26 protein-coding genes and 1 pseudogene are annotated in these 26655 nt (G+C 65.0%); 14 read left to right on the top strand and 13 right to left on the bottom strand.

What is annotated here, in order from left to right:
* Positions 1-9: 9 nt before the first annotated feature.
* The 6 genes from L0V05_RS12125 to L0V05_RS12100 all read right to left on the bottom strand — a co-directional run bounded on the left by L0V05_RS12125 (position 10) and on the right by L0V05_RS12100 (position 4641).
* The gene (locus L0V05_RS12125) at positions 10-1200 is read right to left on the bottom strand and encodes an NADH-quinone oxidoreductase subunit E (protein ID WP_234870827.1); all 1191 of its coding nucleotides are present in this window, start codon (positions 1198-1200) and stop codon (positions 10-12) included.
* A complete protein-coding gene (locus L0V05_RS12120; protein WP_234870825.1) occupies positions 1200-2414 on the bottom strand; it encodes an NADH-quinone oxidoreductase subunit D in 1215 nt (404 codons plus the stop codon). The genes L0V05_RS12125 and L0V05_RS12120 overlap by 1 nt, the downstream gene beginning before the upstream one ends.
* A 22-nt stretch (positions 2415-2436) precedes the next feature.
* The gene (locus tag L0V05_RS12115; RefSeq protein WP_234872177.1) at positions 2437-3039 is read right to left on the bottom strand and encodes an NADH-quinone oxidoreductase subunit C; all 603 of its coding nucleotides are present in this window, start codon (positions 3037-3039) and stop codon (positions 2437-2439) included.
* 40 nt (positions 3040-3079) lie between these two features.
* Positions 3080-3613 (bottom strand): NuoB/complex I 20 kDa subunit family protein, encoded by a 534-nt coding sequence (locus L0V05_RS12110; RefSeq protein ID WP_234870824.1) that lies wholly within the window; start codon positions 3611-3613, stop codon positions 3080-3082.
* Entirely contained in the window at positions 3604-3969 is a 366-nt protein-coding gene (locus L0V05_RS12105) for an NADH-quinone oxidoreductase subunit A (protein ID WP_234870822.1), read from the bottom strand. The genes L0V05_RS12110 and L0V05_RS12105 overlap by 10 nt, the downstream gene beginning before the upstream one ends.
* A gap of 264 nt (positions 3970-4233) precedes the next feature.
* Positions 4234-4641, bottom strand: coding sequence for a DUF1622 domain-containing protein (locus L0V05_RS12100; RefSeq protein WP_234870820.1), 408 nt, complete (start codon positions 4639-4641; stop codon positions 4234-4236).
* 216 nt (positions 4642-4857) lie between these two features.
* Between L0V05_RS12100 and L0V05_RS12095 the strand changes: the two genes are divergently transcribed.
* Positions 4858-5457, top strand: coding sequence for an OmpW/AlkL family protein (locus tag L0V05_RS12095; RefSeq protein ID WP_234870818.1), 600 nt, complete (start codon positions 4858-4860; stop codon positions 5455-5457).
* A gap of 64 nt (positions 5458-5521) precedes the next feature.
* Here the strand turns inward: L0V05_RS12095 and L0V05_RS12090 are convergent, their stop codons facing one another.
* From L0V05_RS12090 to glmU, 3 genes are read right to left on the bottom strand one after another with little or no spacing between them, the layout of a single operon-like run.
* Entirely contained in the window at positions 5522-6202 is a 681-nt protein-coding gene (locus tag L0V05_RS12090) for a DNA alkylation repair protein (RefSeq protein WP_234870816.1), read from the bottom strand.
* A complete protein-coding gene (gene glmS / locus L0V05_RS12085; RefSeq protein WP_234870814.1) occupies positions 6199-8016 on the bottom strand; it encodes a glutamine--fructose-6-phosphate transaminase (isomerizing) in 1818 nt (605 codons plus the stop codon). Before glmS ends, L0V05_RS12090 begins: the two co-directional genes overlap by 4 nt.
* The gene (gene glmU, locus L0V05_RS12080; RefSeq protein ID WP_234870813.1) at positions 8016-9380 is read right to left on the bottom strand and encodes a bifunctional UDP-N-acetylglucosamine diphosphorylase/glucosamine-1-phosphate N-acetyltransferase GlmU; all 1365 of its coding nucleotides are present in this window, start codon (positions 9378-9380) and stop codon (positions 8016-8018) included. Before glmU ends, glmS begins: the two co-directional genes overlap by 1 nt.
* Before the next feature lie 85 nt (positions 9381-9465).
* On the opposite strand from glmU, the gene L0V05_RS12075 reads away from it, so the two are divergent.
* The 6 genes from L0V05_RS12075 to L0V05_RS12050 all read left to right on the top strand — a co-directional run bounded on the left by L0V05_RS12075 (position 9466) and on the right by L0V05_RS12050 (position 15298).
* Positions 9466-10128 carry an HAD-IA family hydrolase gene (locus L0V05_RS12075; RefSeq protein ID WP_234870811.1) on the top strand — a complete coding sequence of 221 codons (663 nt, stop codon included), beginning with the start codon at positions 9466-9468 and terminating at the stop codon, positions 10126-10128.
* Between the two features lie 84 nt (positions 10129-10212).
* Positions 10213-11448, top strand: coding sequence for a TCR/Tet family MFS transporter (locus L0V05_RS12070; RefSeq protein ID WP_234870809.1), 1236 nt, complete (start codon positions 10213-10215; stop codon positions 11446-11448).
* A gap of 5 nt (positions 11449-11453) precedes the next feature.
* Complete coding sequence (locus L0V05_RS12065) at positions 11454-12689, top strand: DegT/DnrJ/EryC1/StrS family aminotransferase (RefSeq protein ID WP_234870807.1); 1236 nt, start codon at positions 11454-11456, stop codon at positions 12687-12689.
* A gap of 54 nt (positions 12690-12743) precedes the next feature.
* On the top strand, positions 12744-13754 hold the full coding sequence (gene moaA / locus L0V05_RS12060; RefSeq protein WP_234870805.1) for a GTP 3',8-cyclase MoaA: 1011 nt from the start codon (positions 12744-12746) through the stop codon (positions 13752-13754).
* Between the two features lie 149 nt (positions 13755-13903).
* Positions 13904-14395 (top strand): hypothetical protein, encoded by a 492-nt coding sequence (locus tag L0V05_RS12055; protein ID WP_234870803.1) that lies wholly within the window; start codon positions 13904-13906, stop codon positions 14393-14395.
* A 165-nt stretch (positions 14396-14560) separates the two neighbouring features.
* On the top strand, positions 14561-15298 hold the full coding sequence (locus L0V05_RS12050; RefSeq protein WP_234870801.1) for a porin family protein: 738 nt from the start codon (positions 14561-14563) through the stop codon (positions 15296-15298).
* An 81-nt stretch (positions 15299-15379) separates the two neighbouring features.
* Here the strand turns inward: L0V05_RS12050 and L0V05_RS12045 are convergent, their stop codons facing one another.
* Genes L0V05_RS12045 through L0V05_RS12035 form a run of 3 tightly spaced genes read right to left on the bottom strand, consistent with a single transcriptional unit; the run spans position 15380 to position 18591 of the window.
* Positions 15380-16588: an ABC transporter permease gene (locus L0V05_RS12045; RefSeq protein WP_234870799.1), complete on the bottom strand. Its 1209-nt coding sequence runs from the start codon at positions 16586-16588 to the stop codon at positions 15380-15382.
* A gap of 3 nt (positions 16589-16591) precedes the next feature.
* A complete protein-coding gene (locus tag L0V05_RS12040; RefSeq protein ID WP_234870797.1) occupies positions 16592-17338 on the bottom strand; it encodes an ABC transporter ATP-binding protein in 747 nt (248 codons plus the stop codon).
* On the bottom strand, positions 17338-18591 hold the full coding sequence (locus L0V05_RS12035; protein ID WP_234870795.1) for an efflux RND transporter periplasmic adaptor subunit: 1254 nt from the start codon (positions 18589-18591) through the stop codon (positions 17338-17340). Before L0V05_RS12035 ends, L0V05_RS12040 begins: the two co-directional genes overlap by 1 nt.
* Before the next feature lie 245 nt (positions 18592-18836).
* Between L0V05_RS12035 and L0V05_RS12030 the strand changes: the two genes are divergently transcribed.
* Both L0V05_RS12030 and L0V05_RS12025 read left to right on the top strand, forming a co-directional pair.
* The gene (locus L0V05_RS12030) at positions 18837-18986 is read left to right on the top strand and encodes a hypothetical protein (protein WP_234870793.1); all 150 of its coding nucleotides are present in this window, start codon (positions 18837-18839) and stop codon (positions 18984-18986) included.
* A 136-nt stretch (positions 18987-19122) separates the two neighbouring features.
* Positions 19123-19581, top strand: coding sequence for an Rrf2 family transcriptional regulator (locus L0V05_RS12025; protein WP_234870791.1), 459 nt, complete (start codon positions 19123-19125; stop codon positions 19579-19581).
* A gap of 111 nt (positions 19582-19692) precedes the next feature.
* Here L0V05_RS12025 and L0V05_RS12020 read toward each other — a convergent pair.
* Positions 19693-19854, bottom strand: a pseudogene (locus L0V05_RS12020) (GMC oxidoreductase); the annotation flags it as partial.
* A 630-nt stretch (positions 19855-20484) separates the two neighbouring features.
* Between L0V05_RS12020 and L0V05_RS12015 the strand changes: the two are divergent.
* The 5 genes from L0V05_RS12015 to L0V05_RS11995 all read left to right on the top strand — a co-directional run bounded on the left by L0V05_RS12015 (position 20485) and on the right by L0V05_RS11995 (position 26402).
* On the top strand, positions 20485-21855 hold the full coding sequence (locus tag L0V05_RS12015) for an FAD-binding oxidoreductase (protein WP_234870787.1): 1371 nt from the start codon (positions 20485-20487) through the stop codon (positions 21853-21855).
* 535 nt (positions 21856-22390) lie between these two features.
* A complete protein-coding gene (locus L0V05_RS12010; RefSeq protein ID WP_234870785.1) occupies positions 22391-23761 on the top strand; it encodes a dipeptidase in 1371 nt (456 codons plus the stop codon).
* Positions 23762-23849: 88 nt separating this feature from the next.
* A complete protein-coding gene (locus L0V05_RS12005) occupies positions 23850-24599 on the top strand; it encodes an SDR family NAD(P)-dependent oxidoreductase (RefSeq protein ID WP_234870783.1) in 750 nt (249 codons plus the stop codon).
* Positions 24600-24615: 16 nt separating this feature from the next.
* A complete protein-coding gene (locus tag L0V05_RS12000; RefSeq protein WP_234870781.1) occupies positions 24616-25464 on the top strand; it encodes a beta-keto acid cleavage family enzyme in 849 nt (282 codons plus the stop codon).
* Complete coding sequence (locus L0V05_RS11995; protein WP_234870780.1) at positions 25461-26402, top strand: aldo/keto reductase; 942 nt, start codon at positions 25461-25463, stop codon at positions 26400-26402. The genes L0V05_RS12000 and L0V05_RS11995 overlap by 4 nt, the downstream gene beginning before the upstream one ends.
* Positions 26403-26655: the final 253 nt, after the last annotated feature.

The following is a 26655-nucleotide window of genomic DNA, read 5'->3' as shown; positions in this document are numbered from 1 at the left end:
TACGGCGCCTCAGTAGTCGTTCGTCTTGGCCCGGCGGAGGAATTCCTCCATCCCGACCTCGAGGATCAGTTTCGCCTGCGCCACCCACTTGTCGCGGGTCACGCGGCCCTTGAAGCCCTGCAGGTTCTCATCGACCCAGGCAATTTCGGACTCGGTCCATTTGGCAATCTGGTCGAAATGGAAATACCCGAGCGAGTGCAGCAGTTCCTCAAGCTTCGGCCCGATCCCCTCGATCGCCTTCAGATCGTCGGGAACGCCCTTGCGGGCGGCCTTCAGCCCGCGCGGCTTGCGCGGCGCCGAGGCGGCGGCGATCGCATCGGCCAGAACGCCGGTTGCGCCATCGTTCTTGCGGGCGCGCGGAGCCTTGGGGGCGGGCATCTCGGCAAGAGCGGCGGGCTCTGCCTTCTCTTTCGGCGCGGCCTTGGCTTTCGGCTCGGCCTTGGGCTTCGGTTCGGCTTTCGGTGCGGCCTTGACGGCCGGCGCCTTCGCGGCCTTGCCCAGCCATGGCGTCAGCAGCGGGACTTCCGTCCCGTCGATGCGCTTGACCGTGTCACCGATATCCACCGCAAGCTGGACCGAGGCATTGTACTGTGTCCGCCCGCTTTCGAACTCCTTCAGCGCGGTCAGGCCGGTCAGCGGCTCGGCCGCGTACCGTCCGTTCTGCGGACCGGGCACCGGAACCTCGCCCTTCGAGAAGCGGGCGATCAGCTCGCGCAGCTTCTGCGGGGTCAGGTCCTCGTAATAGTCCTTGCCGATCTGGGCCATCGGCGCGTTCGAGCAGGAGCCGAGGCATTCGACCTCTTCCCAGCTGAACTTGCCGTCGGCCGAAAGCTGATGCGCCTTGGGCGCGATCAGTTCCTTGCAGACCGCGATGAGGTCCTCGGCGCCGCAGATCATGCAGGTCGTGGTGCCGCAGATCTGGATATGCGCAACGGTTCCAACGGGTTGCAGCTGGAACATGAAGTAGAAGGTCGCAACCTCCAGCGCCCGGATATAGGCCATGCCCAGCATGTCAGCGACATATTCGATCGCCGGGCGGGTCAGCCAGCCTTCCTGTTCCTGCGCGCGCCACAGAAGCGGAATGATGGCGCTGGCCTGACGGCCCTCGGGATACTTGGTGATCTGGCCCTTGGCCCATTCGAGGTTCGCCGGGGTGAAGGCGAAGCTTGCGGGCTGGTGGGCGTGAAGGCGGCGCAGCATCAGCGGTCGACCTCTCCGAAAACGATGTCCAGTGTCCCGATGATCGCCGAGACGTCGGCCAGCAGGTGGCCCTTGCAGATATGGTCCAGCGCCTGAAGGTGGGCAAAGCCCGGGGCGCGGATCTTGGCGCGGTAGGGTTTGTTGGTCCCGTCGGCGACAAGGTAGACGCCGAACTCGCCCTTGGGCGCTTCGACGGCGGCATAGACCTCGCCCGCCGGCACGTGGAAGCCCTCGGTGTAAAGCTTGAAGTGGTGGATAAGCGCCTCCATCGAGGTCTTCATCTCGCCCCGCTTCGGCGGCGTGATCTTGCCGCGCGCCAGCACGTCGGTCTTTCCGGCCGGCTCGCGCAACTTGGCGATCGCCTGATGGATGATCGAGGTCGACTCGCGCATCTCGGCCATTCGGCAGAGATAGCGGTCGTAGCAGTCGCCGTTCTTGCCGACCGGGATCTTGAAGTCGAACTCATCGTAGCATTCGTAGGGCTGGGCCCGGCGCAGGTCCCAGGCCAGACCCGAGCCGCGCACCATCACGCCCGAGAAGCCCCAGTGCTGGATCTCTTCCTCGGAGATGACGCCGATATCGGCGTTGCGCTGCTTGAAGATGCGGTTCTCGGTCAGGAGGCCGTCGATGTCGTCCAGCACCTTCGGGAAATGGGTGGCCCATTCCTCGATGTCATTGAGCAGATCCGGCGGCAGGTCCTGGTGCACCCCACCCGGCCGGAAATAGGCCGCGTGCAGGCGCGCGCCGCAGGCCCGCTCGTAGAAGACCATGAGCTTTTCGCGCTCTTCGAAGCCCCAGAGCGGCGGGGTCAGCGCGCCCACGTCCATCGCCTGCGTGGTAACGTTGAGGAGGTGGTTCAGGATGCGGCCGATCTCGGAATAGAGCACGCGGATCAGCTGGGCGCGGCGCGGCACGACGGTGCCGGTCAGCTTCTCGATCGCCAGGCACCAGGCATGTTCCTGGTTCATCGGCGCCACATAGTCCAGCCGGTCGAAATACGGCAGGTTCTGCAGATACGTCCGGCTTTCCATCAGCTTCTCGGTCCCGCGGTGCAGCAGGCCGATATGCGGGTCGCAGCGTTCGACGATCTCGCCGTCAAGCTCCAGCACAAGGCGAAGAACGCCATGCGCCGCAGGGTGTTGCGGGCCGAAGTTGATGTTGAAGTTGCGGATGCGCTGTTCGCCCGTCAGAACGTCGTCGAAGCTGCCGTCCATCATCTTGCTCCCCCTCGGCCCGTCAGGCCTTGGCCTTGTCGTCGCCCGGAAGGATGTATTCGGCACCCTCCCACGGCGACATGAAGTCGAATTGCCGATATTCCTGCACCAGCTTCACCGGCTCGTAGACCACGCGCTTGCGCGCGTCGTCATAACGGACCTCGATATAGCCGGTGGTCGGGAAGTCCTTGCGCAGCGGATGACCGCGGAAGCCGTAGTCGGTCAGAAGGCGGCGCAGATCGGGATGGCCCGAGAACAGGATGCCGAACATGTCGAACACCTCGCGCTCGAACCAGTTGGCCGAGGGGTGGATCGCGATCAGCGAGGGCACCATCTCCATCTCGCCGGTGGCGACCTTCACCCGGATGCGCTGGTTCCGGTACATCGACAGGAAATGGTACACCACGTCGAAACGCTCTTCCCGCTCGGGATAGTCGATGGCGGTGATGTCGACCAGCGTCGAAAAGCGGCAGGTCGCTTCGCTGCGCAGGAATTCGACAAGCGCAGGAAGATTCTGCGCCGCAACGCGCAGCGTCAGTTCTCCATTGGCGATGGCGTTGCCCTGAAGCAGGTCGCCCTTCTTCAGCTCGATATGCGCAGACAGTTCGGCGAGGGACTCGGTGATCTGGGCCTCGCGGGTCGCGACGTCGGTCATGCGGGCCTCCTCAGCGCGTGATGGTGCCGGTGCGGCGGATTCTCCGCTGCAACTGCAGGATGCCGTAGAGCAGCGCCTCTGCCGTGGGCGGGCAGCCCGGAACGTAGATGTCGACCGGCACGATCCGGTCGCAGCCACGCACCACCGAATAGCTGTAGTGGTAGTAGCCGCCGCCGTTCGCGCAGGATCCCATCGAGATCACGTAACGCGGTTCGGGCATCTGGTCGTAAACCTTGCGCAGCGCCGGTGCCATCTTGTTGGTCAGGGTCCCCGCGACGATCATCAGGTCCGACTGGCGCGGTGAAGCACGGGGCGCGGTGCCGAAGCGTTCAAGGTCGTAGCGCGGCATCGACGTATGCATCATCTCGACGGCGCAGCAGGCCAGGCCGAAGGTCATCCAGTGCAGCGAACCGATGCGCGCCCAGTTGATGATGTCCTCGGTCGAGGTGAGGATAAAGCCCTTGTCCTGCAGTTCGGCGTTGAGGGCCTGAACGGCAACCTCGTGATCGCCGCCCGCGTGGTTGGCAGAGGTGCTCACTCCCATTCCAGGGCCCCTTTCTTCCATTCATAGGCGAAGCCGACGGTCAGAACGCCGAGGAACACCATCATCGACCAGAAACCGATCATCGAGACGTCCTTGAACGCCACGGCCCAGGGGAACAGGAACGCCACCTCGAGGTCGAAGATGATGAACAGGATCGAGACGAGATAGAAGCGCACGTCGAACTTCATCCGCGCATCGTCGAAGGCGTTGAAACCGCATTCGTAGGCCGAGACCTTCTCCGGGTCGGGATTGCGGACCGCGAGGATCGCCGCGGACAGGATCAGGACCAGCCCCAGACCGACCGCGATGACCAGAAAGATGAGAATTGGCAGATATTCTCGGAGAAGATCGTCCACCAGGTGGCTCCTTCGGCTGGCACATCGCTTGCGCACGGGCCTGTCCGGCCCGATCACGGTTCAGCGCTTCGTTTACTCTGCCCCCCGCGCGGGGTCAACCGAAGGTGGCCGGACAAGAGCCCGTTTTTCCGCGGGATCGACGCCTTTTCGGGCGGGATATCCGGCACTGCCCGGCCATGCGCAGAACCGGAATGCGGCATTGCGGCATTGGCGGGTGCGGCAGGTGCGAAGCCAGGCGATTCTTCTCCGCGCGACCCGGGTCGGTCAGGCCCCGGGTCCGTCGCCATGGCGCGATATCTCGCCCATCTCGCGGTCAAGGAAGTAGCTGATGACCGACCGGATCAGGACGAGAAGGCCAAGGAAAACGAGATCGGAAAGCTGCAGACTGAGTGCCGTTTCGATGATGTCGGAGACGATCATCAGTTCCAGCCCGGCCAGAATGTAGCGCCCAAGCTCCATCCGCGCCGTATCGAGCGCCGCGATCCGGCCGTTCCTGCGCCGTTCTGCCCCCAGAAAGGCAGCCGCAAATCGCAGCACGCCGGCCAGCATCACCAGGATCGCGAAAAGATCGATCCCGGCTTCGACCCAGGTCAGCACCTCAACAAGGCCGGGAAACCGGGTGTTCAGCAGGCTTTCCTTGCCTGCGGGAATAAGACTGCCAAGGTCGGCCATCGTGCCCCGGATGTGGCTGGCGGGTTGATGTCCGATTGCTGATGGATCGCTGCCCCTGCGTCAATGGCGATCCCCGCAATGCCCCACCGGACATCCGCTTCAAGAGCCCCCGCTGCGACGGGTTGCCACAGGAGAGGCTGGTTTGATCCAGATCATGCAGAACACCGCAATTCGGGGGAAAGGAGTTGCCACGAATTACATAATGGAAACAGAAAGATGAACGCGAAACTTCTCTTTTCCGCCGCCGCCCTTGCCTTGGCCACCGCTATGCCCGCCGCAGCGCAGGATGCCGGAAGCTGGTCCATCAGCCTCGGAATCGCGACCGTCGACCCCAAGACAGACAACGGCAACCTTGCCGGGGCCAATGCCACGATCGACAGTTCGACCCGTCCGACCATCACCGGCGAGTACTTCGTCTACAAGAATGTCGGCATCGAGCTTCTTGCCGCTGTTCCGTTCGAGCACAACGTCTCGCTCAACGGCACGGAAGCCGCGAGCACCAAGGTTCTGCCTCCGACCCTGTCGCTGCAGTATCACTTCGCGAACAGTTCGGCCTTCACCCCCTTCGTGGGCGTCGGTGTGAACTACACCGTCTTTTATGACTCGGACTCGCCCCTCGGCGACATCGACATCGAGAACTCCTGGGGTCTGGCCGGGCATCTGGGCGTCGACTACGCCTTCGATGAGAACTGGGCGATCCGGCTGGATGCGCGCTGGATCGGCATCGAAAGCGACGTGACGCTGAACGGCGCCGATATCGGCAAGGTCGAGGTCGATCCGCTCGTCTATGGCGTTTCGGTCGTCTACAACTTCTGAAACTTCGACCTTACTGCCTGCCGCCCCGACCCTCGCGGGGCGGCAGCGCATTTGGGGGCTGCGCTCAGCCGTCGAGATACTTGCAGGCTTCCTTCCGGGCGAAGGGCTTGAGACGCGCCCCATGCACGGACAGGAAGGCACGGACCCGGTCAGGGTCATGCTTCGACAGGTCGCGCAGCCACCAGGCGATGGCCTTCTGGATGAACCAGTCGCGATCGTCGGCGTAGCCCGCCGCCCAGCCCAGAACCCTGTCGCGGATCGCAAGGTCTTCCGGCTTGGGAAAGTTCTGTTTCGTCCAGGGCAGCGTCGCGACCAGCGCGGCTCGGCGCACCCACATCGAAGGGTCGCGCGTCCAGGCCTCGACGACGTCGAGCCGCGTCGGGTCTGCGACAAGCCGCCGCTCGATGGCATCACAGGCATGATCGGCGATCGCCCAGGCATCGAAGGTCGGAACCCAGGAAAGCAGCACCGACCAGACGGCGCCATCGGGCCGGATGCGCGCCTGTGTCAGGAGCTTGGCCGCAGCGACACGCGCCTCGTGAATGTCGGTCTGCCAAAGGGCGTCGGCGAGCGCCGCCCGCTCGTCCGGCGTCAACTCCTCTCGCCAGGAGGTCGCCAAGTCCGCGATGACCGGGACGGGAACGCCAAGGTAGCGGCGGGGCAGCTTGTGATAGGCCAGCATCTCGGCCGCCCGGCCGGCATCCGCCTGGGCCTCCAGCGCGGCGAGCGCGACCTCGGGCGTCATTCCACAGTGACCGACTTGGCGAGGTTGCGCGGCTGGTCGACATCGGTGCCCTTGGCGATGGCGGTGTGGTAGGCCAGCAGTTGCGCGGGGATGGCGTAGAGGATCGGGGCGAAGGGCTCGGCGACCTCGGGCAGGGTCAGCGTCTTCCAGCAGCCCTGGCCCGCCTCGGCCACGCCGGCGGCATCGGACAGAAGCAGCACCTTGCCGTGCCGCGCCATCACCTCCTGCATGTTCGACACCGTCTTGTCGAACAGCCCATCACGCGGGGCCAGAACGATCACCGGCACATGCTGGTCGATCAGCGCGATCGGTCCGTGCTTGAGTTCGCCAGAGGCATAACCTTCAGCGTGGATATAGCTGATCTCCTTCAGCTTCAGCGCGCCTTCCAGCGCCAGCGGGAACATCGGGCCGCGCCCGAGGAACAGGATGTCCTGCGCCTCGGCCAGCTTCTCGGCCACCCTGGTGATGTCGGCGGACAGACCAAGCGTGTGGTTCATCAGCCCCGGCAGCGTGCCGAGCGTTTCCAGATGCCCGGCGAGGGCCGCATCATCCAGCACGCCCCGGTCGCGCCCCGCCTTCAGCGCGAGCAGCGCCAGCACCAGAAGCTGGCAGGTGAAGGCCTTGGTCGAGGCGACGCCGATCTCGACCCCGGCGAGGATCGGCAAGGCCAGGTCGCTTTCCCGCGCGATCGACGAGGTCGGCACGTTCACCACCGCGAGCGTCCGCGCCACCTTGTCTTGCGCATAGCGCAGGGCCGCGAGCGTGTCCGCCGTCTCGCCCGACTGGCTGACGAACACCGCCCAGGAGGCGGGCGACAAGGGTGGCTCGCGGTAGCGGAACTCCGAGGCGACATCGACATCGACGGGCAGCCCCGCCAGCCGCTCGAACCAGTATTTCGCCACATGGCAGGCATAGGAGGCCGTGCCGCAGGCGACCAGCGTCAGCCGGTCAACGCCGGTGAAATCGACACCCGGCAGGTGCAGCGCCTTGCCGTCGGCGGTCAGGTAATGCTTCAGCGCATCGGCCAGCACCACCGGCTGCTCGGCGATCTCCTTGGCCATGAAGTGTTTGTAACCAGCCTTCTCGACCCGCGTCGCGTCGATCTGGATGCGGGTCTCGGATCGGTTGGCAAGCCGGCCGGCCGCGTCATAGATCTGCGCGCCCTTGCGGGTGACCACCGCCCAGTCGCCTTCCTCGAGATAGGTGATGCGGTCGGTCAGCGGCGCCAGCGCGATCGCGTCGGAGCCCACGAACATCTCGCCGTCGCCATGCCCGATGGCAAGCGGGCTGCCCTTGCGGGCCGCGATCATCAGGTCCTCCTCGCCGTCGAAGAGGAAGCAGAGCGCGAAGGCCCCATGCAGCCGCCCGAGCGTCTCGCGCGCCGCTTCGACCGGGGTCATGCCGCGCGCCATGTAGAGCTGCGCCAGAAGGGCGACCGTCTCGGTATCGGTTTCGGATTCGAAGGCATAGCCGGCCTCGGCAATCTCGGCCCGCAACTCGCGGAAGTTCTCGATGATGCCGTTATGGACGACCGCCACCGGGCCCGCCTTGTGGGGGTGGGCGTTCCTGACCGTCGCCACGCCGTGGGTGGCCCACCGCGTATGCCCGATGCCCGCCTTGCCGGCGAGCGGTTCATGGACCAGCAGGTCCGACAGGTTCACGAGCTTGCCCACCGCCCGGCGCCGGTCGAGCCGGCCCTTGTTCACCGTGGCAATGCCTGCGGAGTCATAGCCCCGGTATTCCAGCCGTTTCAGCGCCTCCACCAGAAGCGGCGCCGCCTCGTGGTGGCCCAGAATGCCAATGATCCCGCACATCAGGTGTTGTCCTTCTTCGCGGCCTTAACGGCGCGGAGTTTCTCCATCAGGCGAACGGCAAATCCGTCCTTGTTCACCTGCCTCGCCCTCGCCACGGCCAGCGCACCCGCCGGGACGTTTTCTGTGATGACCGAGCCGCTGGCCGTCATCGCCTCGTCCCCGACGCGGACGGGGGCGACCAGCATCGTGTCCGAGCCAATGAAGACGCGCTTGCCGATCACCGTGCGGTGCTTCATCACCCCGTCGTAGTTGCAGGTCACCGTACCCGCGCCGATGTTGGTCTGCTCGCCCACCTCGGCATCGCCGAGATAGGTCAGGTGGCCGACCTTCACGCCCTCGTCGAGGATGGCGTTCTTGATCTCGACGAAGTTGCCGACATGCACGTCCTCGGCCAGTTCGGCCCCGGGCCGCAGGCGGGCGAACGGGCCGACCTGGGCGCCGCGCGAGATGTGGCAGCCCTCGAGATGGCAGAAACCCTTGACCTCGGCCCCGCTTTCGATCGTCACGCCCGGCCCGAACAGCACGTTCGGCCCGATGATCGCATCGCGCCCCACGACCGTGTCCATCGCGAAGAACACCGTCTCGGGCGCGGTTAGTGTCACGCCGTTTTCCAGCGCCTCGGCCCGGGCGCGCGACTGGAACGCCGCTTCGGCCTCGGCCAGCTGCGCGCGGGTGTTGACGCCCATTGTCTCGGCCTCGTCGCAGACCACGACGCCCGCCGACAGGCCGCGCTTGCGGGCCAGCTCCACGATGTCGGTCAGGTAGTATTCCCCGGCTGCGTTGGCGTTTCCGACCTCGGCGACCAGCTGGAATAGAAGCTTCGCCTCGGCACAGATCACGCCGGAATTGCACAGTGTGATCTCGCGTTCGGCGGCGCTGGCATCCTTGAACTCGACGATGCGGTCCAGCTCCTCGCCCCGTGTGATGAGCCGCCCGTAGCGGCCGGGATCGCGCGCCTCGAAGCCCAGCACCACAACGGCATGGCGGGCGCGGGCGTCGCGCATTGCCTGCAGCGTGTCCTCGCGAATGAAGGGCGTGTCGCCATACAGCACGATCGCATCGCCCGGCACCTCTGCCAGGATCGGCGCGGCCTGGGCCACGGCATGCGCCGTTCCAAGCTGCGGCTCCTGTACGACGACCGAAGCGGTTTCGTCGAAATCGCGGGCGGAGGCTGCAACGGCCTCGCCGCCATGACCGGTGACAACCACGACATGCTGTGGCTCAAGCGCCATTCCCGCCCGAAGCGCATGGTGCAGCAGCGGCGCCCCGGCCACCCTGTGAAGGACCTTGGGCAGATCGGAGTTCATCCGGGTGCCCTGCCCCGCCGCCAGCACGATCAACGAAACGCGTGATGAGTTGGGCATGGAACCCCTTTCCTTCGACCGGCCCCCGTTTTATCCGGGTCGGGCGGGGCCGCAAGACCCCTGACTTCACGCAAGGTTACAGCAGATGCGCACCGTGGTCTTCGATCTGGATGGAACGCTGGCCGATACCAGCGGGGACCTGCTGGCCGCTGCCAATGCCTGCTTCCGCGCCCTCGGCCATGGCGACATGCTGGACGAACGCGATGCGCTGACCGCCTTCCATGGCGGACGGGCGATGCTGCGGCTGGGGTTCAAGCGGCTGGGCACACCGGACGAGGCATTGGTCGATGCGCAGTATCCGCACCTTCTGTCCGCCTATTCCGATGCGATCGACGTCCATACCCGGCTTTATCCCGGTGCCGTGGATGCGGTGGAGCGCCTGCGCTCCGACGGCTATGCCACCGCGATCTGCACCAACAAGCCCGAAGGCCTGGCCGAGACGCTGATGCAGCGGCTGGGCGTGCGAGGCCTGTTCGGCGCGCTGGTGGGCGCCGATACACTGCCGGTGCGCAAACCCGATCCTGCGCCGCTGAATCTTGCCCTTTCGCGTGTCGGCGGCAGCCGCGACCGGGCGATCCTGATCGGCGATACCGACACCGATCGCCAGACCGGCCGCAATGCCGGCGTGCCGGTCGTGCTGGTGACATTCGGGCCCGAGGGACGCGAGGTGGCCCGCATGGAGCCCGAGGCGCTGCTCGACCATTTCGACGACCTGCCCGGCATCGCGCGCCGCTTCCTGCCGGCCTGACATCGAGGCCGGCTGCGCAATCGCGGTTGACAGAATGTCGCAGTCCCCCTAGCGTCCCGGCGCGAACATTACCGGAACATATTCATGTCTGCCTCACCCGCCTCGTCCCATGCGGTGGTCTTTGCGCTTGTCACCGTTTTTCTCGACATGGTGGGCTTCGGCATCATCATGCCCATCCTGCCGCTTCTGATCGAGGAGGTCGGCCACATGGATCTTGCCGCCGCCTCGATCATCGGCGGCTGGATCTTCGTAGCCTTTTCGCTGGCTCAGTTTGCCTTCAGCCCGCTGATGGGAAACCTGTCCGACCGGTACGGGCGGCGGCCGCTCTTGTTGCTGGCGATCTTCGGCCTCGGCCTTGATTTCCTGTTCTGCGCGCTGGCCCCGAACCTCACCTGGCTGTTCGTCGGGCGGGTTCTCGCCGGGGTCTGCGGATCGTCCTATGTCATCGCCAACGCCTATATCGCCGACGTGACCCCGCCCGAAGGCCGGGCGCGCGCCTTCGGCCTGATGGGGGCAGCGTTTGGCGTGGGCTTCGTGCTTGGACCGGCGATCGGTGGCCTGCTGGGCGAATTCGGCGCGCGCGTGCCCTTCTTCGTCGCGGCAGGAATATCTGGGATCAACTTCGTTTACGGCTGGTTCGTGCTTCCCGAGAGCCTGACAGCGGACAAGCGCCGCCCCTTCGACTGGCGCCGCGCCAACCCCTTCGGTGCGCTGATGGTGTTCCGACGCTATGCCGGGGTGCTGCCGCTTCTGGCGGTGCTGAGCGTGTTCTTCTTTGCCTCGTCAGTCTATCCGGCGGTCTGGGCCTTCTGGGGAATGGCGAAATTCGGATGGGGCGCAGCGACGGTCGGGTTGACGCTGGCGGCCTTTGGGATCGTCACAGCGGTCTTCCAGGGCGTCTTGACCGGTCCGGCCGTCGCACGGCTTGGGGAATGGCGGGTCGCGCTGATTGGGCTGGTCGCGGCGGTTGCCGCAGCGGCCGGCTACGGCCTTGTCACGACGCTGAGCGGGGTCCTGATCCTTCTTCTGATCCACGGCCCTGAGGGTTTCGTCCACCCCATGCTGACGGCGATGATGTCGAAGGCCGTGCCCGACAATGCCCAGGGCGAGCTGCAGGGCGGGATCTCGGCGGTCACGAACCTGGCGATGCTGGGCGGGACCTTGACCTTTGCCCAGGTCTTCGGTCGGTTCATGGCTGACGACTCACCCTATCGGTCGCCGGATGTGGCCTACAACCTTGCCGCCGTCCTGCTTGTCGTGACGCTCGGCCTGTTCCTGATCATCGTCCGGCGCCCGGCAGCCAAGGCCAGGGAGGCCTGATTCATATGCCCGAGGTGTTCACCGGCAGCTTCACCCAGCAGGAACCGATCCCCGAGGAGGGCATCGCGGCCGCGCTGGCGGTCCTGCGCCACGGACGGCTGCACCGCTACAACACCGCACCGGGCGAGATCGCCGAGGCCGCGCTGCTTGAGGAAGAATTCGCGGCGCTGACTGGGGCGAAATACTGCCTCGCGGTCGCCTCGGGCGGGTCCGCCATGACGACCGCGCTTCGGGCGGCGGGGGTGAAGCCGGGCGATGCGGTCCTGTCGAACGGCTTCACGCTGGCGCCCGTCCCCGGTGCGATTGCGGCGGTTGGCGGCAGGCCGGTCTTCGTCGAAGTGACCGAAGACCTGACCATCGACCTTGACGACATCGCCCCCAAGGCGCGTGCGAGCGGGGCGAAGGTGCTTCTGCTGTCCCACATGCGCGGGCATCTCTGCGACATGGACCGGCTGATGGCCATCGCCAGGGCCGAGGGGCTGACGGTGATCGAAGATTGCGCCCATACGATGGGGGCGACATGGCGCGGAGTGCCATCGGGCCGACACGGGCTGATGGGCTGCTATTCGACCCAGACCTACAAGCATGCGAATTCCGGCGAGGGGGGCCTGCTTATCTCGGATGACGCCCGGGCGATGGCGCGGGCGATCCTGCTGTCGGGCAGCTACATGCTTTACGCCCGCCACCGCGCCGCCCCGCCGCCCGAGGTGTTCGAGGGCGTCCGGCTGGACACCCCCAATATCTCGTCGCGGATGGACAACCTGCGCGCGGCGATCCTGCGGCCACAACTGAAGACGCTGGCCGAGCGGGTGGCGCGATGGGAGGTGCTTTACCGGACGCTCGAGACCGGCCTGGAGCATACGCCCGGCCTTCGCCTGATCCGCCGGCCGGCGGAGGAGCATTTCGTCGGCTCTTCGTTCCAGTTCCTGTTGCCCAACTGGACGCCAGAGCAGATCCGCGCCCTGATCGCCCGATCGGCGGCGCGCGGGGTCGAAATGAAATGGTTCGGCGCGCCCGAACCCGTGGCCTTCACCTCGCGCTACGAACACTGGCGCTATGCCGATCCTGCCCCCCTGCCCCGGACCGACCGCGTGCTGGCCGGGTTGATCGACATGCGGCTGCCGCTGACCTTCTCACCCGCCGACGCCGCCCAGATCGCCCGCATCCTGCGCGAGGAAGTGCTGGCGGTCGGACAAGGCGCGCCGCTCGATCTGCCGGCCGAGGTGCCGCTGGCGGATTGAGCCGCGCCCGCGTTCCTGCTTGCCGACGCTCCGGTGCGGGCCTAAGTCTTTGCAATGTCCGCCAGCGCCCCCCTCATCGACCCGTTCCAGCGCGCGATCAGCTATCTGCGCGTGTCGGTCACTGACCGCTGCGATTTCCGCTGCGTCTACTGCATGAGCGAGAACATGACCTTCCTGCCGAAGGCCGACCTGCTGACGCTGGAGGAGCTGGACCGCATGTGTTCGGCCTTCGTGCGGCTTGGGGTCGAGAAACTGCGCATCACCGGGGGCGAGCCACTGGTCCGCAAGGGCATCATGACCTTCTTCAACGCCATGTCCCGGCATCTGGAAAGCGGCGCGCTGAAGGAATTGACGGTCACCACCAATGGATCGCAGCTGCAGCGCTATGCCGCCGATCTTGCTGCGGCGGGCGTGAAGCGGATCAACGTCTCGCTCGACACACTCGAGGTGGAGAAGTTTGCGCGCATCACCCGGTGGGGACGGCTGGGTCAGGTGCTCGACGGGATCGAGGCGGCGCGGAAAGCCGGCCTCGGGGTCAAGATCAACACCGTCGCGCTGAAGGGCGTCAACGAGGACGAGCTGTTTCCCATCGTCGACTGGTGCGCCCGCGAAGGCCACGACCTGACCTTCATCGAGGTCATGCCGATGGGCGACATGGGCGAGGACAACCGGCTGGATCAATACTGGTCGCTGAGGGATCTGCGGGGGCGCCTTTCAGAGCGGTTCACCCTGACCGACCTGGCCGAGCGGACGGGCGGGCCGGCACGCTATGTGCGGCTGGAAGAGACCGGCCAGAAAATCGGCTTCATCACGCCCCTGACCCACAACTTCTGCGAAAGCTGCAACCGCGTGCGGCTGACCTGCACGGGCGAACTTTACATGTGCCTCGGGCAGGAAGACATGGCCGACCTGCGCGCGCCCCTTCGCGCCGGCCCGGACGATGCGGCGCTTGAAAACGCCATCCGCGCCGCCATCGCCCGCAAACCCAAGGGTCACGATTTCGACTATTCGCGCCAATCGGTTACGGGCCAAATGTCCCGCCACATGAGCCACACGGGCGGCTGAGTTCCGCCACCAGCTGGCAGGATCAGCCTATCGCCGGCCCCATTTTGGCACACGAAGTCAAGTCTGCGCCAATCTCCGCTGCTAGAGACCCGACGTCGCGCGGAGCCGATAACCGGCTCGCGTCGATCGAACCGTCTGGAGAATTAGACATGAAACGCATCATCGCCCCCCTTCTGGCCTCGCTGGCCCTCTCGACCCCGCTTTACGCGCTGGATCTCGTGCCATTCGGAACCTCGGGCGCCTGGCAGATTTTCTCCGACCCGAACCACGGCAACAACTGCGTCGCGCAGGTGCAGTACGATGATGGCAGCTTCCTGCGTCTCGCCTTCCTCGACAAGGCGACGAAGACCTCGATCACCAGCTTCTCGCCCGCGTGGAAAGAGTTCAAGCTCGACCACAAGTACGACGTCGCCTACCAGGTCGATGACGCGGCGGCGATCATCGCCCAGGCCAAGGGCATTCAGGTCGACACCATGCCGGGCGTCGAGATGGTATTCGAGACCGGCGACCTGTTCGGCACGCTCGTGACCGGCAAGGTCCTGACGTTCATCGCCGATGGCAACACCATCGTCCAGCAGTCGCTCGACGGCAGCGCTGACGCCATCGAGATGGCGACCGCCTGCGAAGCCGCTCAGAAGTAACTGAATCCTCGAGGTGCGCCCGAAACGTCCGGGCGCACCTCAATAATGGCGCCTGATGCCAAATAGCGGCCTGAGCAACGCCCGGCGGCACTCGACAAACTCTGAAAAACAGAAGAAAATATTGTATGGTGGCCCGGAGCGGCTGACAAGACGACGGAGATTGAAATGAAATCTGCAATCCTGCTCGCCGCAGCTACGCTTGCCGCGGGCACCTCGGCGGCCAGCGCTGGTGACTGGCGGTACGACCTGTCGTTGTACGCCTGGGTTCCGGGTCTGAGCGCGACGGCCGATACGCCCTATGGTTCGGTGTCGAGCGACAACAGCCCGGCCGACACGGTGAACGCCCTCGACATGGCGTTCATGGGCCACATCGCCGCGCAGAACGGCAAATGGGGCCTTGTCGGTGACCTGATGTATGCCGACCTGTCGGCATCGAAGTCGACCCCGTTCGGGGCGCTCTTCTCGGATGCGACCTTCAAAACGAAACTGACCGCGGTCAGCGGCTATGCCCTTTACCGTCTTGCCGCGGATCCGAAGATCCAGTTCGACGCCGGTGTCGGCTTCCGCTACTTCGATATGAAATTCGACACGATCCTGGGCGGGAACCTGGCGTCCACCTGGGAAAGCTCCAGCAGCACCAGCTGGATCGATCCGCTGATCGCCGCGCGGCTGACCATTCCGATCAACGACCAGTGGCTTGTCAACGGCTTCGCCGACTGGGGCGGCACCGGCGACAGCGAGACCTGGCAGCTCTATGCAGGTGTGACCTACAAGATCAACGATGCCTGGTCGACCCAGGCCGGCTGGCGCTACATGAACGTCAACAAGGACGTGGGCGACACCAATTCGAACGTCGACCTTGGAATGAGCGGCCCCGTCTTCGCGGTGACCTACAGCTTCTGATCGCTGCCGCAACCCGGCAAATCCCTGACAGCAATGGATGCGGCCCCCGAACTTCGGGGGCCGTTCGCTTTCCTGGGCCCACTATTGATGACGCAGCGCTTCGATCGGATCGAGCCTGGCGGCCCGGCGGGCCGGGAAATAGCCGAAGACGACACCCACCAACGCGGAAAAGCCAAAGGCCAGTAGCACCACGCCAATCTGCGGCGTGAAGGGGATCGCCATGACCTGGGCCGCGACATAGGCCATCGCCAGGCCAGTGGCGATTCCGATGACGCCGCCCAGGACCGAAAGCACCACCGCTTCGATCAGAAACTGCATCAGAACCTGACCAGACTGCGCCCCGATCGCAAGCCGGATGCCGATCTCTCGTGTCCGCTCGGTCACCGAGACCAGCATGATGTTCATGATGCCGATACCGCCGACCAGAAGGCTGACTGCCGCCACCGAGGAAAGCAGCCCGGTCAGTACCGCGTTGATCCCGGTCAGCATCGAGGCGATCTCTTTCATGTCGGTGATGCTGAAATTGTCGTCCTGCCCCTCGGCAATCCGCCGCCGCTCGCGCATCAGGGCCGCGATCTCGCGCTGCGCCGAGGCACTGCTGACCCCCTCGGCAAGCGTCAGGCTGATGCTGCCGACATCGTCGTTTCCGGTCATCCTGCGCTGCACCGCCCGGATGGGCATCAGGATCGTATCGTCCTGGTCGCGCCCGAAGGACGTCGCGCCCTTGGGCGAAAGCAGCCCGATCACCTCACAGGACAGGCCCTTGACCCGGATCGACTGCCCGACCGGGTCGGCGCGTCCGAACAACTTTTCGCGCACCGTCTCGCCGATGATGCAGTAGAGCACACCGCTGCGCCCCTCGGTTTCGGAGAAGTTGCGCCCGATCGCCATCGTCCAGCCGCCAACGGGAACGTATCCCGCCGTTGTGCCGGTGACGGTCGTGGTCAGGTTGGCGTTGCCGGCTACAGCCGTGACCGAGGCGCTGGTGCTTGGCGCGACCGCCGCCACGACGGGCAGTTCGGCCAGCGCATCGGCATCGCGCAGGGTGAAGGCGCGCGTCGTCTCCCCCTGCGTCGGCGGACCCATGGTCCGCTTGCCGGGGCGAAGGACCAGCACGTTTGACCCAAGGCTTTGCACGCTGGCCGAGACCTGCTGGGATGACCCCTGCCCGACCGTGAGCATCGCGATCACTGCCGCGACCCCGATCACCACACCGAGCACGGTCAGGAACGACCGCAGCACGTTGCGGCGGATCGTGCGGACGGCCAGGCGCAGGGTTTCCCACAGCATCGTTCAGCCCCCCTTTGCCACGTGCAGGTTCTCGCCCTGCACCGGGCCGTCGCTCTGCACCGTGCCATCGACGAAGACCACCAGGCGGCTGGCGTAATGCGCCATGTGCTCTTCATGGGTGACCATGACGATGGTCAGCCCCTCGTCGCGGTTCAGCCGGGTGAGAAGCTGCATGATCTCGTGCGACCGCTGCGTGTCGAGGTTGCCGGTCGGTTCGTCAGCCAGGATCACCGTGGGCGACCCGGCCAGCGCCCGGGCGATGGCAACGCGCTGCTGCTGTCCCCCCGACAGCTGCGACGGGTCATGCCCCTCACGCCCGGCCAGCCCGACCCTCGCCAGGGCGGCGCGTGCCCGTTCGATCCGCTCCGGCCCCGGCACAGCCTTGTAGACCAGCGGCAGTTCGACATTCTCGAGGGCGGTCGTCCGCGGCAACAGGTTGAAGCCCTGGAAGATGAAGCCGAGGTAGTGGCGGCGCAGCAGCGCGCGCTGGTCCTGGTCGAGTTGTCCAACCTCGTGACCCTGAAACAGGTAGTGCCCGCTGGTTGGCCGGTCGAGCAGGCCGATGATGTTCATCGCCGTCGATTTCCCCGACCCCGACGGCCCCATGATGGCAACGAATTCGCCCTGTCGGATGGTCAGGCTGACGCCTCCCAGGGCGACGACCTCGGCCTCGCCGCTGCCATAGCGGCGGGTGATGTCGCGAAGCTCGATCACCGGTGGCGCGGCCCCGGACAGACTGGCTGTCGCCATCACGCCCCCTCGCGGCTGTCGACGATCACAAGGTCGCCATCCTTCAGGCCCTCGGCGCTGACCGCCGTCAGGCGACCGTCGCTGTCACCCTTGGTGATCGGAACGCGAACCGGGGCGCCGTCCCTCAGAACCCAGACCGCAGCCCCCTCGCCTGACGTCCGGCTGCCGGACCCGGAAGGCGGGCGCGGAATGATGAGCCCAAGCAGGCCATTTCCGCTGCTGCCGCTACTGGACGCGGCCGTTTCAGGCGGGCTGAAGCGCAGCGCAGCATTCGGGACAAGCATCGCATCCGGCACCTCCTTGACCGTGATGACGGCTGTTGCCGTCATGCCGGGACGCAGCAGCAGTTCGGCATTGTCCACCGACAGGATCGCCTTGTAAGTCACCACGCCGTCGGTGGTTTCCGGCGCAAAGCGCACCTGGGTGATGACGGCCGGAAAGCTGCGGCCAGGAAAGGCATCGACGGTAAAGGTCGCGGCATTTCCCTCGGCGACCTGGCCGATATCGGCCTCGTCGACATCAACCCGCAGTTCCATCCGGCTCAGGTCCTCTGCCAGGGTGAACAAGGTCGGCGCCGACAAAGACGAGGCGACGATCTGGCCCGGCTCGGCGGCGCGCGACAGCACCACACCCTTGATCGGCGAGCGGATCACCGACTTTTCCAGATCGGCCCGCATCATCGCCAGCTTCGCCTCGGCGGTCTTGCGATCTGCCTGGCCTATGGCGAGATCGGCCTTGGCCCGGTTGCGCGTTGCCTGGTTCGCAACGAGGTCCAGCCGCTTGGTCACGCCGCGCAGGTCGAGCGCCGTGATCGAGCGCAGGTTCTCCTCGGCCTCGTCCAGCGTGGCCTGCGACCGCTCGACCGTGGCCTCGGCCGCCAGAAGCGTAGCCTCGGCGGTATCGACTTCGGCCTTGAGCTTGGTGTCGTCGAGCCGCGCCAGCACCTGCCCGACCTCGACCCGGTCGTTGTAGTTGACTTCGACGGCAGTAATCGTGCCGGATAGCTCCGACGAGACCTCGACCTGGGTGATCGGCTCGATCGTGCCCGTGGCGGTGACAGTGACCGAAAGCGGGCCACGGATGACAGGTTCGGTCACATAGCTAACTGCGCTGTTTCCGCCCAGCCCGCCGGCCAGATACCAGCCGCCGGCCAGCAGCAGGGCGGCAACCGGCACGCCAAGCCAGAACCAGCGGCGCCGCTTCCTGCGGCCGTCCGCCAAGAGCCTGTCGATCCCCGGTTTGTCTTCGCTCATCTGTGCCTCGTGTTCGGCTCCCGCCATGCCGGGCGGGCCTTCGTTCCCCCTTATACGAGCATCGGCACCGATTCCGACGTGACGAACCGCGCATCGCCTGCCGCCGAACACGGCCTGGCGGATCAATCTCCTTCCCTCGGCCGGCAAAGGCAGAACAACAATCCGCTCATGACCAACAAAAAGGGAGGAAGAATCACGATGACTTTGGTAGATTAATCCTACGACTCAGCGAACTTGGGGGAGTCATGACCATCAGAACCTCGCAAAAGTCGCGTAGCGTGGCGGCGATCGCTGTCTTCGCCGCCGTCTATTTGGCTGCCATGGCGCTGCTTTTCATGCCGAAGAGCTTCTTCGTGGCCTCGCCGGAGCTTCAGACCTCCGGAGTGTTGCAGTAATTCGTCCGGCCGCGGACCCTGCCATGGTCCGCGGCCAGTCGTACCGGACTGAAACCTGCCAAAAGATTCAGCGTCTTCCGTTGCCGTTGCGGCACTTCGGGATTGAGCCGCGCGGCTCTGTGTCCTACGAAGGGACATGATCACGCAGAAGATGAAATATGCGCTGAAGGCGCTTCTGGTCCTCGCCGACGAAAAGGCCGGCGCCGGTCAAGCCCTGCGCATCGAGGAAATCGCACGGCGCGCGGATACGCCGAAGCGGTTCCTTGAACACATCCTTCTGGAAATCCGCAATGCGGGCTACATCGCCAGCATCCGCGGCCGAAACGGTGGATACCAACTTATCCGCGATCCGTCCGAGATTCCGATAAGCGAGCTTCTGCGGATGATCGACGGGCCGATCGCGCCGCTGCAATGCCTCTCCCGCCGGTCCTACCAGCGCTGCGAGGATTGCGCAGACGAAACCACATGCCGCATCCGCAAGGTCTTTGCCGAGGTGTTCTGGTCGTATCTCGTCCTGATCGAAAGCCTGACGCTGGAGGACCTGACGCGCTCCCCAGCCTCTCAGGTTGAGCTCCTCGCCGCGTCGGACGCCTGAGCGTTCAGGGGCGGAACCCTGCCACGACACACGTCCATTGAACTCAAGACATGTCCGACTGCCAGCTCGGATCGTGCGTGACCAATCGGATTGCCGGCGGCGGTGAGCGCCTCACTGCCCCGCCCCACCGGCCAGCCTGTGGCGCGCGAAGGTTTCGGCCAAGGCAAGGACGGCGGCATGGATCGGGCCCGCGGTAAGGCCGGGCAGGACCGAGGAATCGACCACGAAAAGATTGTCCGTTCCTCTGAGCCGCAGGTCAGGATCGACGGGCGCGCCATCGTCCTTGGCGGATCAGACGGTGCTTCGTACCCGCTGGTTTACAGCACCGGCGGCAAGGCCGGCCGTTACCGGTCTCCGCGTCGGGGTCGTGTCTGGATGAGTTCGTCAGCTCGTCACCCCCGCGATCGTGCCTTGGACTTCGAGGCCTGGAGACAAGCTTCTAGATGCGATGGGTATTTCTCGCGTCTTAAGTGGTGGGAGAAGAATGTGGGAGCAGCCGTGGTACCTTGTCGGTTGGCAAGGGAGGGTAAAGGGGGCTGCCTTCCTCTCACCTTCTGTGCGTATCTCTTTTGGATCTTTCACTGACACTTAGTCTCTTCGTCCTGCTCAGGCTCAGTGGATGGAATGGGTGGAGTATTCTAACCCGCGGGAGAGCTGACGGCGAACTGGCCTCAGAATTCCCGAAACCCCCGCTTACCGCTAACGAAGTGGAAGTGGCCACGGCCCAAACGAATTGCCCGATCTTTCCCGAAATGTGGTATCAAGGATTGGTGGGCCCAGCCTTGCGAACAATTCAAACGTTCCCTGTTCGGTCGCAACCTACCTGATCCCATAGCCTTACAAGCACACTGCAGCCAATGGCCGCCCGATTGCGGCTATCCAACAGTAATTCAGGAGGAAGACATGAGTGCCAAGACACCAGACGAACTCCGTGAACAGGTGCGCGGGGAAGTGATTGTCGAAGGTGACGCAGATTACGAGAACGCACGTTCGGTCCATAACGGGATGATCGACAAACGCCCCGCCGTTGTCGTGCGGGTAATGAATGCCGGGGACGTAATGACCACGGTCAACTACGCGAGAGAAAACGGTCATGTACTGTCAATCAGGGGAGGAGGGCATAGCGGGCCAGGCTTTGGTACCAATGACGGCGGGGTTGTCATCGACTTCTCACGAATGCGTGGTGTCAGGATCGACCCGAACGGAAAGACGGCCAGAGCAGAAGGGGGCGCAACTTGGGGTGACTTCAATGCCGCGACGAATGCGTTCGGTCTTGCCACGCCTGGAGGGATCATCTCAACGACCGGAATCGCTGGACTGACGCTTGGTGGTGGTATCGGCTACCTGACACGGGGACATGGTCTTTCGCTCGACAATCTCGTTTCGGCTGATGTTGTGACTGCTGACGGCAAAATGATCGTCGCCAACGAAAACGAGAACCCAGACCTATTCTGGGCCATCAGAGGTGGGGGTGGTAATTTCGGTGTCTGCACCTCACTGGAATACAAGCTCCATCCAGTCAGGAATGTGTACTGGGGACCGATGTTCTATGAGGTCAGCGAGGCTGAGACGATCCTTCGCTTCTATCGCGACTATATCAAGCATGCTCCTGACGAGATGGGGGCCTTTCCGGCGTTCCAGATAGCTCCGCCGCTGCCATTCATCCCTGAAGATCGGCACGGTGACATGTTTGCGGCCATCGTTGCATGCTGGTCCGGCGATCCCGCAGAGGGCGAACGTCAGTTTAAAGCTTTCCACGATGTCGCTGAGGTAAAGGCCGAGATGGTTGGTCCGGTTCCCTATCCAGCAATCAATGCTGCCTTCGACGGTCTTTTTCCGCCGGGGATCCGCCAATACTGGAAGGGTAACTTCGTCAAGGAACTGACCGACGATGCAATTGCTGCGCATGTCCAGCATGGACCTGCGGCGCCGAACGTCAGCTCGACGATGCATCTCTATCCGATCAACGGGGCCTGTCACCGGGTCGCTTCGGATGCCTCTGCCTTCGGGCATAGGGACGCGAACTTCTCGATGGTGATCATTTCAGCATCGACGGATCCGGCGCAGGATGACGTCGACACGAAATGGGTAAAGGACTATTCAGATGCGATCGCGCCGCACTCCGAGGTCGGCGGCTATGTAAACTTCATGGACGACGACGACAGTTCGCGCGTTCGGGCCAACTATGGCAGCAATTACGATCGTCTCGTCCAGTTGAAGCGTCGTTTCGACCCCGGCAATCTATTCAGGGTCAATCAGAACATTGCGCCATAGCGCAGTGTAGGGTGTTTGCCGGCAGTGACTATGCGAAAGGCTTACAGCGATGAGGAAAAGAAGCCCCAATCGGCGCGGCGCTTAGCGCCAAGCTGCTGCCGGCAACTGCTGCCTTGCAGCACGCATTCCGAAGAGGTCGCAGCGATTGCAAATGAGCGGAGGTGCGCGGAGGAGCGGTTCTCTGCGCACGCTTCGTCTCCTCGGCTTGATCTGAACTCAAGCCAGGAACGCGACAGTTGCTGGCGGCGACCCTTGGTTCAAAGTGGCTATCTGTCCCTTTGGATCAGGGCGAGTAGTTGCTACGGCGTGGTTCGGGCCGCCGATTCAGAGGCGCCGGTTGATGCTCCTTGCCCCCTACGCAGCCGCGATCTGCACCAGCAATAAGTAAGCTCCGACCGGGTGGCACCTTCCCGGGCCGCAGCAGGGCAAGGAGCCCGACAACTCATGGCATGCTCCGCGGGGACAAGTCTTCCAACCCTTTGTTTCGACGTCGCAAGCTGTCATGCTCGAACGGTCATAAACAAGGTGCTGCCCCATGCCCTTTTCCACCCATCTCGACCGCCACCAGTCCCGCTATGTTGCCGAGTTGATGGAGTTCATCGCCATCCCCTCGGTCTCAGCCGATCCGACGCATCAGGGCGACATGGTCCGGGCGGCGGATTGGGTGGCGGCGCGGCTGACGGCGGCGGGGCTGGAGCACGCGCGGGTCATCCCGACCAAAGGCCATCCGGTGGTTCTGGCCGACTGGCTCCATGCCGGGGCGGACAAACCCACCGTGCTGATCTATGGCCATTTCGACGTCCAGCCGCCCGAGCCGCTGGAGGCCTGGACCTCGCCACCCTTCGCCCCGGAAGTCCGAGGGGGCCGCATCTATGGTCGGGGCGCTTCGGATGACAAGGGCGGGCTGATGACGCCGATCCTCGCCTGCGAGGCGCTTCTGGCCCAGGGACCTCTGCCGGTGAACGTGAAGTTCTTCGTCGAGGGCGAGGAAGAGATCGGTTCGCCCTCGATCCCCGATGCGGTGCAGAGCCTGGCGCCCGAGCTGGCCGCCGACATGATCTTTTCTGCCGATGGCCTGCAATGGCGGCCGGACCAGCCGCAGATCCTCGAGGCGTTGAAGGGCATCGTCAAGTTGGAGCTGGTGGTCAGGGGACCGCGCGCCGATCAGCATTCCGGGCTTTATGGCGGCGGGATCGCCAATCCGGCCATGGCGCTGGCGCAGATCCTCGCCAGCATGAAGGCCACCGACGGAACGATCACCGTGGCGGGGTTTTACGACGACGTGATCCACCTGACCGACGAAGACCGCGCCGCCATCGCCCGCATCCCCTATGACGAGGCCGCCTGGCTGGCCGAGACCGGCGCCCCCGCCACGGCCGGGGAGCCGGGCTATACGACGCGCGAAAGGCTTTGGGCGCGGCCGACCCTCGATGTGAACGGTCTGACCTCGGGCTGGCAGGGGGCCGGGTCCAAGACCGTGCTGCCTGCCGAGGCGCGGGCCAAGATCACCTGTCGTCTGGTTGCGGCCCAGACGCCCGAAGGTGTGGCCGCCCGCCTGACCGAACACCTGTGCGCCCATACGCCCCCCGGCGTCACCGCCGAGCTGCAGGTCATCCCTGGCGGCTCCGATCCCCTCTTGATCCCCCGCGGCCACAATGCCGCAGCCCTGGCCGAAACCATCCTTGCGGAAGTCTATGGCAAGACGCCCTACCGCACCCGTGTCGGCGGCTCGATCCCGATCCTGTCGACCTTCCGCGATGTCTTGGGCCTTCATACCGTTGTTCTGGGCTTCAGCCATGACGACGAGAACCTGCACGCGCCCGACGAATTCTTCCGGCTGGAGGCCTTCCGCAAGGGGCAAGAGGTCTATGGGCGGCTTTTGCAGCGGCTGGGCGGGCAGGCCTGAGCCAGGCCGCGCCGCGCGGCCAAAGCTTTTGCTTGAAACACCTCGCCGCTCGGCCTAGCGTAATTTGATCAAATTGTGGCGAGCGGACATGGCGATGGGTACGACGATCATCACGGGCGCCACATCGGGCATCGGTGCGGCCATCGCGCGAGAGTTGGCGGGACCCGAGCTGGCGCTGATCCTTGTCGGGCGCAACCTAAAGGCCGGTGCGGCGATTTCGGCAGAGCTTTCCCGGCATGGCCCGGTGCTTTTTGTGGCCGAAGACCTCGCGGACCGCAGCGCGCCGGAACGGGTCGTGGCGGCAGCCGAGGCCTTTGCAGGCCCTGTCACGGGGTTGGTGAACAATGCGGGCATGCTTACCAACGGTACGGCCCTGACCACTACGGACGCAGACTGGGATCGGCTGATGGACCTGAACCTGACGGCGGCCTTTCGCATGTCGCGTGCTGTTCTGCCGGGGATGATCGCGGCGCGACGGGGGGTGATCTTGCACATCGCCTCGGACTGGGCGCTGATGGGCGCGCAGGGGGCCTTGGCCTATGCGGTCTCGAAGGCGGGCCTTGCGCAGTTGGCGCGCTGCATGGCGCTGGACCATGCCGCGCAAGGCGTCCGCGTCAATGCGCTCTGCCCCGGTGACACCGACACGCCGATGATGGACTTGGCGCAGCCCGGCCAGGATCGCACCGCCATTGCCTCGAACCTCGCTCAAGGCATCCCCATGGGCCGCGTGGCCCAGGCCCCGGAAATCGCCAAGGTCGCCGCCTTTCTCATGTCCGACGCCGCCAGCTTCATGACCGGGGCGCTGGTCCCGGTCGATGGCGGCACCTCGGCCCAATGACCCTGAAGGAGACCAAATGACAGACTGGAACCAGGCGCCGGTGATCCTGACCGTTGCGCCGGTGGGCGCCGAGGTCACCCGGGACCATCACCCCGGCGTCCCCTTCACGCCCGAGGAAATCGCCGTGGCCTCGCTCGAGGCGGTCGCGGCCGGGGCCTCTGTCGTGCATCTGCATGCGCGGCTCGATGATGGCACGCCAAGCGGCGACCCCGAACTGTTTGACCGCACCATCCGGGCGATCCGGGCCAAGGCCGATCCGGTCATCATGGTGTCAACCGGCGGTGCGGTCTGGATGACCATCGAAGAGCGCACCCGCGCCCTAGAGGCCCGGCCCGACATGTGCTCGCTGGAAACCGGGTCGATGAACTTCGGCGACGACCTTTTCCTGACTTCGCGGCCCGACAGCATCGCTTCGGCGGCCAAGGCGCGGGCGATGGGGATCGTGCCCGAGATCGAGCTGTTCGACGTGGGTCATGCGGTCGCCGCCGCCCGGATGCTGAAAGAGGGCCATCTGACCGGCCCGCTGAACGTCAATCTGGTTCTGGGCGTGCCGGGCGGCATCGATGCCGTGCCCGAGGCGATCCCGGCCCTGTTGCGCCCGTTGCCCGCCGATGTGCGCTGGACAGTCACCGCGATAGGTCGCCACCAAAGGCGCATGCTGGCCGTGGCGGCACTTTTGGGCGCCCATGGCCTGCGGGTCGGATTTGAGGACAATGTCTTCCTGCGCAAGGGCCGCCTTGCCGCCTCCAACGCCGAACTCGTAGCCGACATGGCCCGACTCGTAACCGAGCTTGGCCGCACCATCGCAAACCCGGCCGAGGCGCGCAGCCTCCTTGGCCTTCCCCCTTCGGGAGCCTTCAAATGATCCGCCGTCCCCTTGGGCCCTCCGGCCTGACCACCGCTCCCGTCGTTTTCGGCGGAAATGTCCTTGGCTGGACCGTCGACGAGCCGACCGGTTTTGCCATCCTCGATGCCTTCGTCGATCACGGCTTCAACGCAATCGACACGGCCGATGTCTATTCCAACTGGGCGCCGGGCAACCACGGCGGCGAATCCGAGACGCTGATCGGCCGCTGGCTGAAGGCGCGTCCGGGGATGCGCGAGCGGGTGACGATCTTTACCAAGGTGGGCTCCGACCTCGGCCGGCCGGGGGAAAAGGGCCTGTCTGCGGGCTGGATCACCCGGGCCGTCGAGAGCTCTTTGCGTCGGCTCCAAACCGATGTGATTGACCTCTATTTCTCGCATTGGCCCGATGCCGAGACCCCGCAGGAAGAGACCCTGTCGGCCTTTGCCACGCTGCTGGCTTCGGGCAAGGTGCGCGCCATCGGGGCCTCGAACCTGGACGCGGGGCAATTGAGAGCAGCGCTGGAGCTTAGTCAGAAGGGCCTGCCGCGCTATCAGGTCCTGCAGCCGGAATACAACCTCTATGACCGCGCCAGCTTCGAGGGCCCCTTGCAGGACCTGTGCCGGGATCAGGGGCTAGGTGTGGTGACTTACTTCAGCCTGGCCTCGGGCTTCCTCAGCGGCAAATACCTCAGCGAGGCGGACTTCGCCCAGTCGGTGCGCGCCGAGGACATTGCCAAGTATCTGACACCTCGGGGCTTTGCGATCCTGGACGCCTTGCAAGAGGTCGCGGGACGCCACGGCGCGCAGCCCTCCGAGGTGGCGCTGGCGTGGGTCATGGCGCAACCCGGCGTCACCGCGCCCATCGCATCTGCGACCAAGCTTGCCCATGTCACCAGCTTTGCCCGCGCCGCCGAATTGAGGTTGACGGCCGAAGACCTGATCAGGCTGGCACTCTGAGGGTACGAGGCCGGTTGGGCAGTCCTACATAGGGAAGCAGATTGTACTCAGTCAGTGTGCGGAAGTACTCGGGTTCTGTCTGATCCAATGCGGTGCCTCTCCCACCAAGAGGAGCGCGGCGACTTTGTCCATTCGCACCGTGCCGCCTGCGCCTGCGCCAACGGATAGAAGAAGCGTATCCGGCAAATCACGGCTCGGCTGCGAGAGAGAAGCTTGCGATCGCTATATGGCGGCTCTGGCAGCGTCAGAGAGA

Source organism: Alitabrizicola rongguiensis, from assembly GCF_021491355.1.
In the GTDB taxonomy this organism is placed as follows: domain Bacteria; phylum Pseudomonadota; class Alphaproteobacteria; order Rhodobacterales; family Rhodobacteraceae; genus Aliitabrizicola; species Aliitabrizicola rongguiensis.
Note: the sequence above shows the minus strand (reverse complement) of the source record. Positions and strands in the feature narration are given on the sequence as shown.

Bases quoted from the DNA above. Each gene is read 5' to 3' on its own strand.
- L0V05_RS12125 (WP_234870827.1), bottom strand. From the start codon at position 1,200: ATGCTGCGCCGCCTTCACGCCCACCAGCCCGCAAGCTTCGCCTTCACC.
- L0V05_RS12120 (WP_234870825.1), bottom strand. From the start codon at position 2,414: ATGGACGGCAGCTTCGACGACGTTCTGACGGGCGAACAGCGCATCCGC.
- L0V05_RS12110 (WP_234870824.1), bottom strand. From the start codon at position 3,613: ATGGGAGTGAGCACCTCTGCCAACCACGCGGGCGGCGATCACGAGGTT.
- L0V05_RS12100 (WP_234870820.1), bottom strand. From the start codon at position 4,641: ATGGCCGACCTTGGCAGTCTTATTCCCGCAGGCAAGGAAAGCCTGCTG.
- L0V05_RS12095 (WP_234870818.1), top strand. From the start codon at position 4,858: ATGAACGCGAAACTTCTCTTTTCCGCCGCCGCCCTTGCCTTGGCCACC.
- L0V05_RS12090 (WP_234870816.1), bottom strand. From the start codon at position 6,202: ATGACGCCCGAGGTCGCGCTCGCCGCGCTGGAGGCCCAGGCGGATGCC.
- glmS (WP_234870814.1), bottom strand. From the start codon at position 8,016: ATGTGCGGGATCATTGGCATTCTGGGCCACCACGAGGCGGCGCCGCTT.
- glmU (WP_234870813.1), bottom strand. From the start codon at position 9,380: ATGCCCAACTCATCACGCGTTTCGTTGATCGTGCTGGCGGCGGGGCAG.
- L0V05_RS12075 (WP_234870811.1), top strand. From the start codon at position 9,466: ATGCGCACCGTGGTCTTCGATCTGGATGGAACGCTGGCCGATACCAGC.
- L0V05_RS12070 (WP_234870809.1), top strand. From the start codon at position 10,213: ATGTCTGCCTCACCCGCCTCGTCCCATGCGGTGGTCTTTGCGCTTGTC.
- L0V05_RS12065 (WP_234870807.1), top strand. From the start codon at position 11,454: ATGCCCGAGGTGTTCACCGGCAGCTTCACCCAGCAGGAACCGATCCCC.
- moaA (WP_234870805.1), top strand. From the start codon at position 12,744: ATGTCCGCCAGCGCCCCCCTCATCGACCCGTTCCAGCGCGCGATCAGC.
- L0V05_RS12055 (WP_234870803.1), top strand. From the start codon at position 13,904: ATGAAACGCATCATCGCCCCCCTTCTGGCCTCGCTGGCCCTCTCGACC.
- L0V05_RS12050 (WP_234870801.1), top strand. From the start codon at position 14,561: ATGAAATCTGCAATCCTGCTCGCCGCAGCTACGCTTGCCGCGGGCACC.
- L0V05_RS12045 (WP_234870799.1), bottom strand. From the start codon at position 16,588: ATGCTGTGGGAAACCCTGCGCCTGGCCGTCCGCACGATCCGCCGCAAC.
- L0V05_RS12040 (WP_234870797.1), bottom strand. From the start codon at position 17,338: ATGGCGACAGCCAGTCTGTCCGGGGCCGCGCCACCGGTGATCGAGCTT.
- L0V05_RS12035 (WP_234870795.1), bottom strand. From the start codon at position 18,591: ATGAGCGAAGACAAACCGGGGATCGACAGGCTCTTGGCGGACGGCCGC.
- L0V05_RS12030 (WP_234870793.1), top strand. From the start codon at position 18,837: ATGACCATCAGAACCTCGCAAAAGTCGCGTAGCGTGGCGGCGATCGCT.
- L0V05_RS12025 (WP_234870791.1), top strand. From the start codon at position 19,123: ATGATCACGCAGAAGATGAAATATGCGCTGAAGGCGCTTCTGGTCCTC.
- L0V05_RS12015 (WP_234870787.1), top strand. From the start codon at position 20,485: ATGAGTGCCAAGACACCAGACGAACTCCGTGAACAGGTGCGCGGGGAA.
- L0V05_RS12010 (WP_234870785.1), top strand. From the start codon at position 22,391: ATGCCCTTTTCCACCCATCTCGACCGCCACCAGTCCCGCTATGTTGCC.
- L0V05_RS12005 (WP_234870783.1), top strand. From the start codon at position 23,850: ATGGCGATGGGTACGACGATCATCACGGGCGCCACATCGGGCATCGGT.
- L0V05_RS12000 (WP_234870781.1), top strand. From the start codon at position 24,616: ATGACAGACTGGAACCAGGCGCCGGTGATCCTGACCGTTGCGCCGGTG.
- L0V05_RS11995 (WP_234870780.1), top strand. From the start codon at position 25,461: ATGATCCGCCGTCCCCTTGGGCCCTCCGGCCTGACCACCGCTCCCGTC.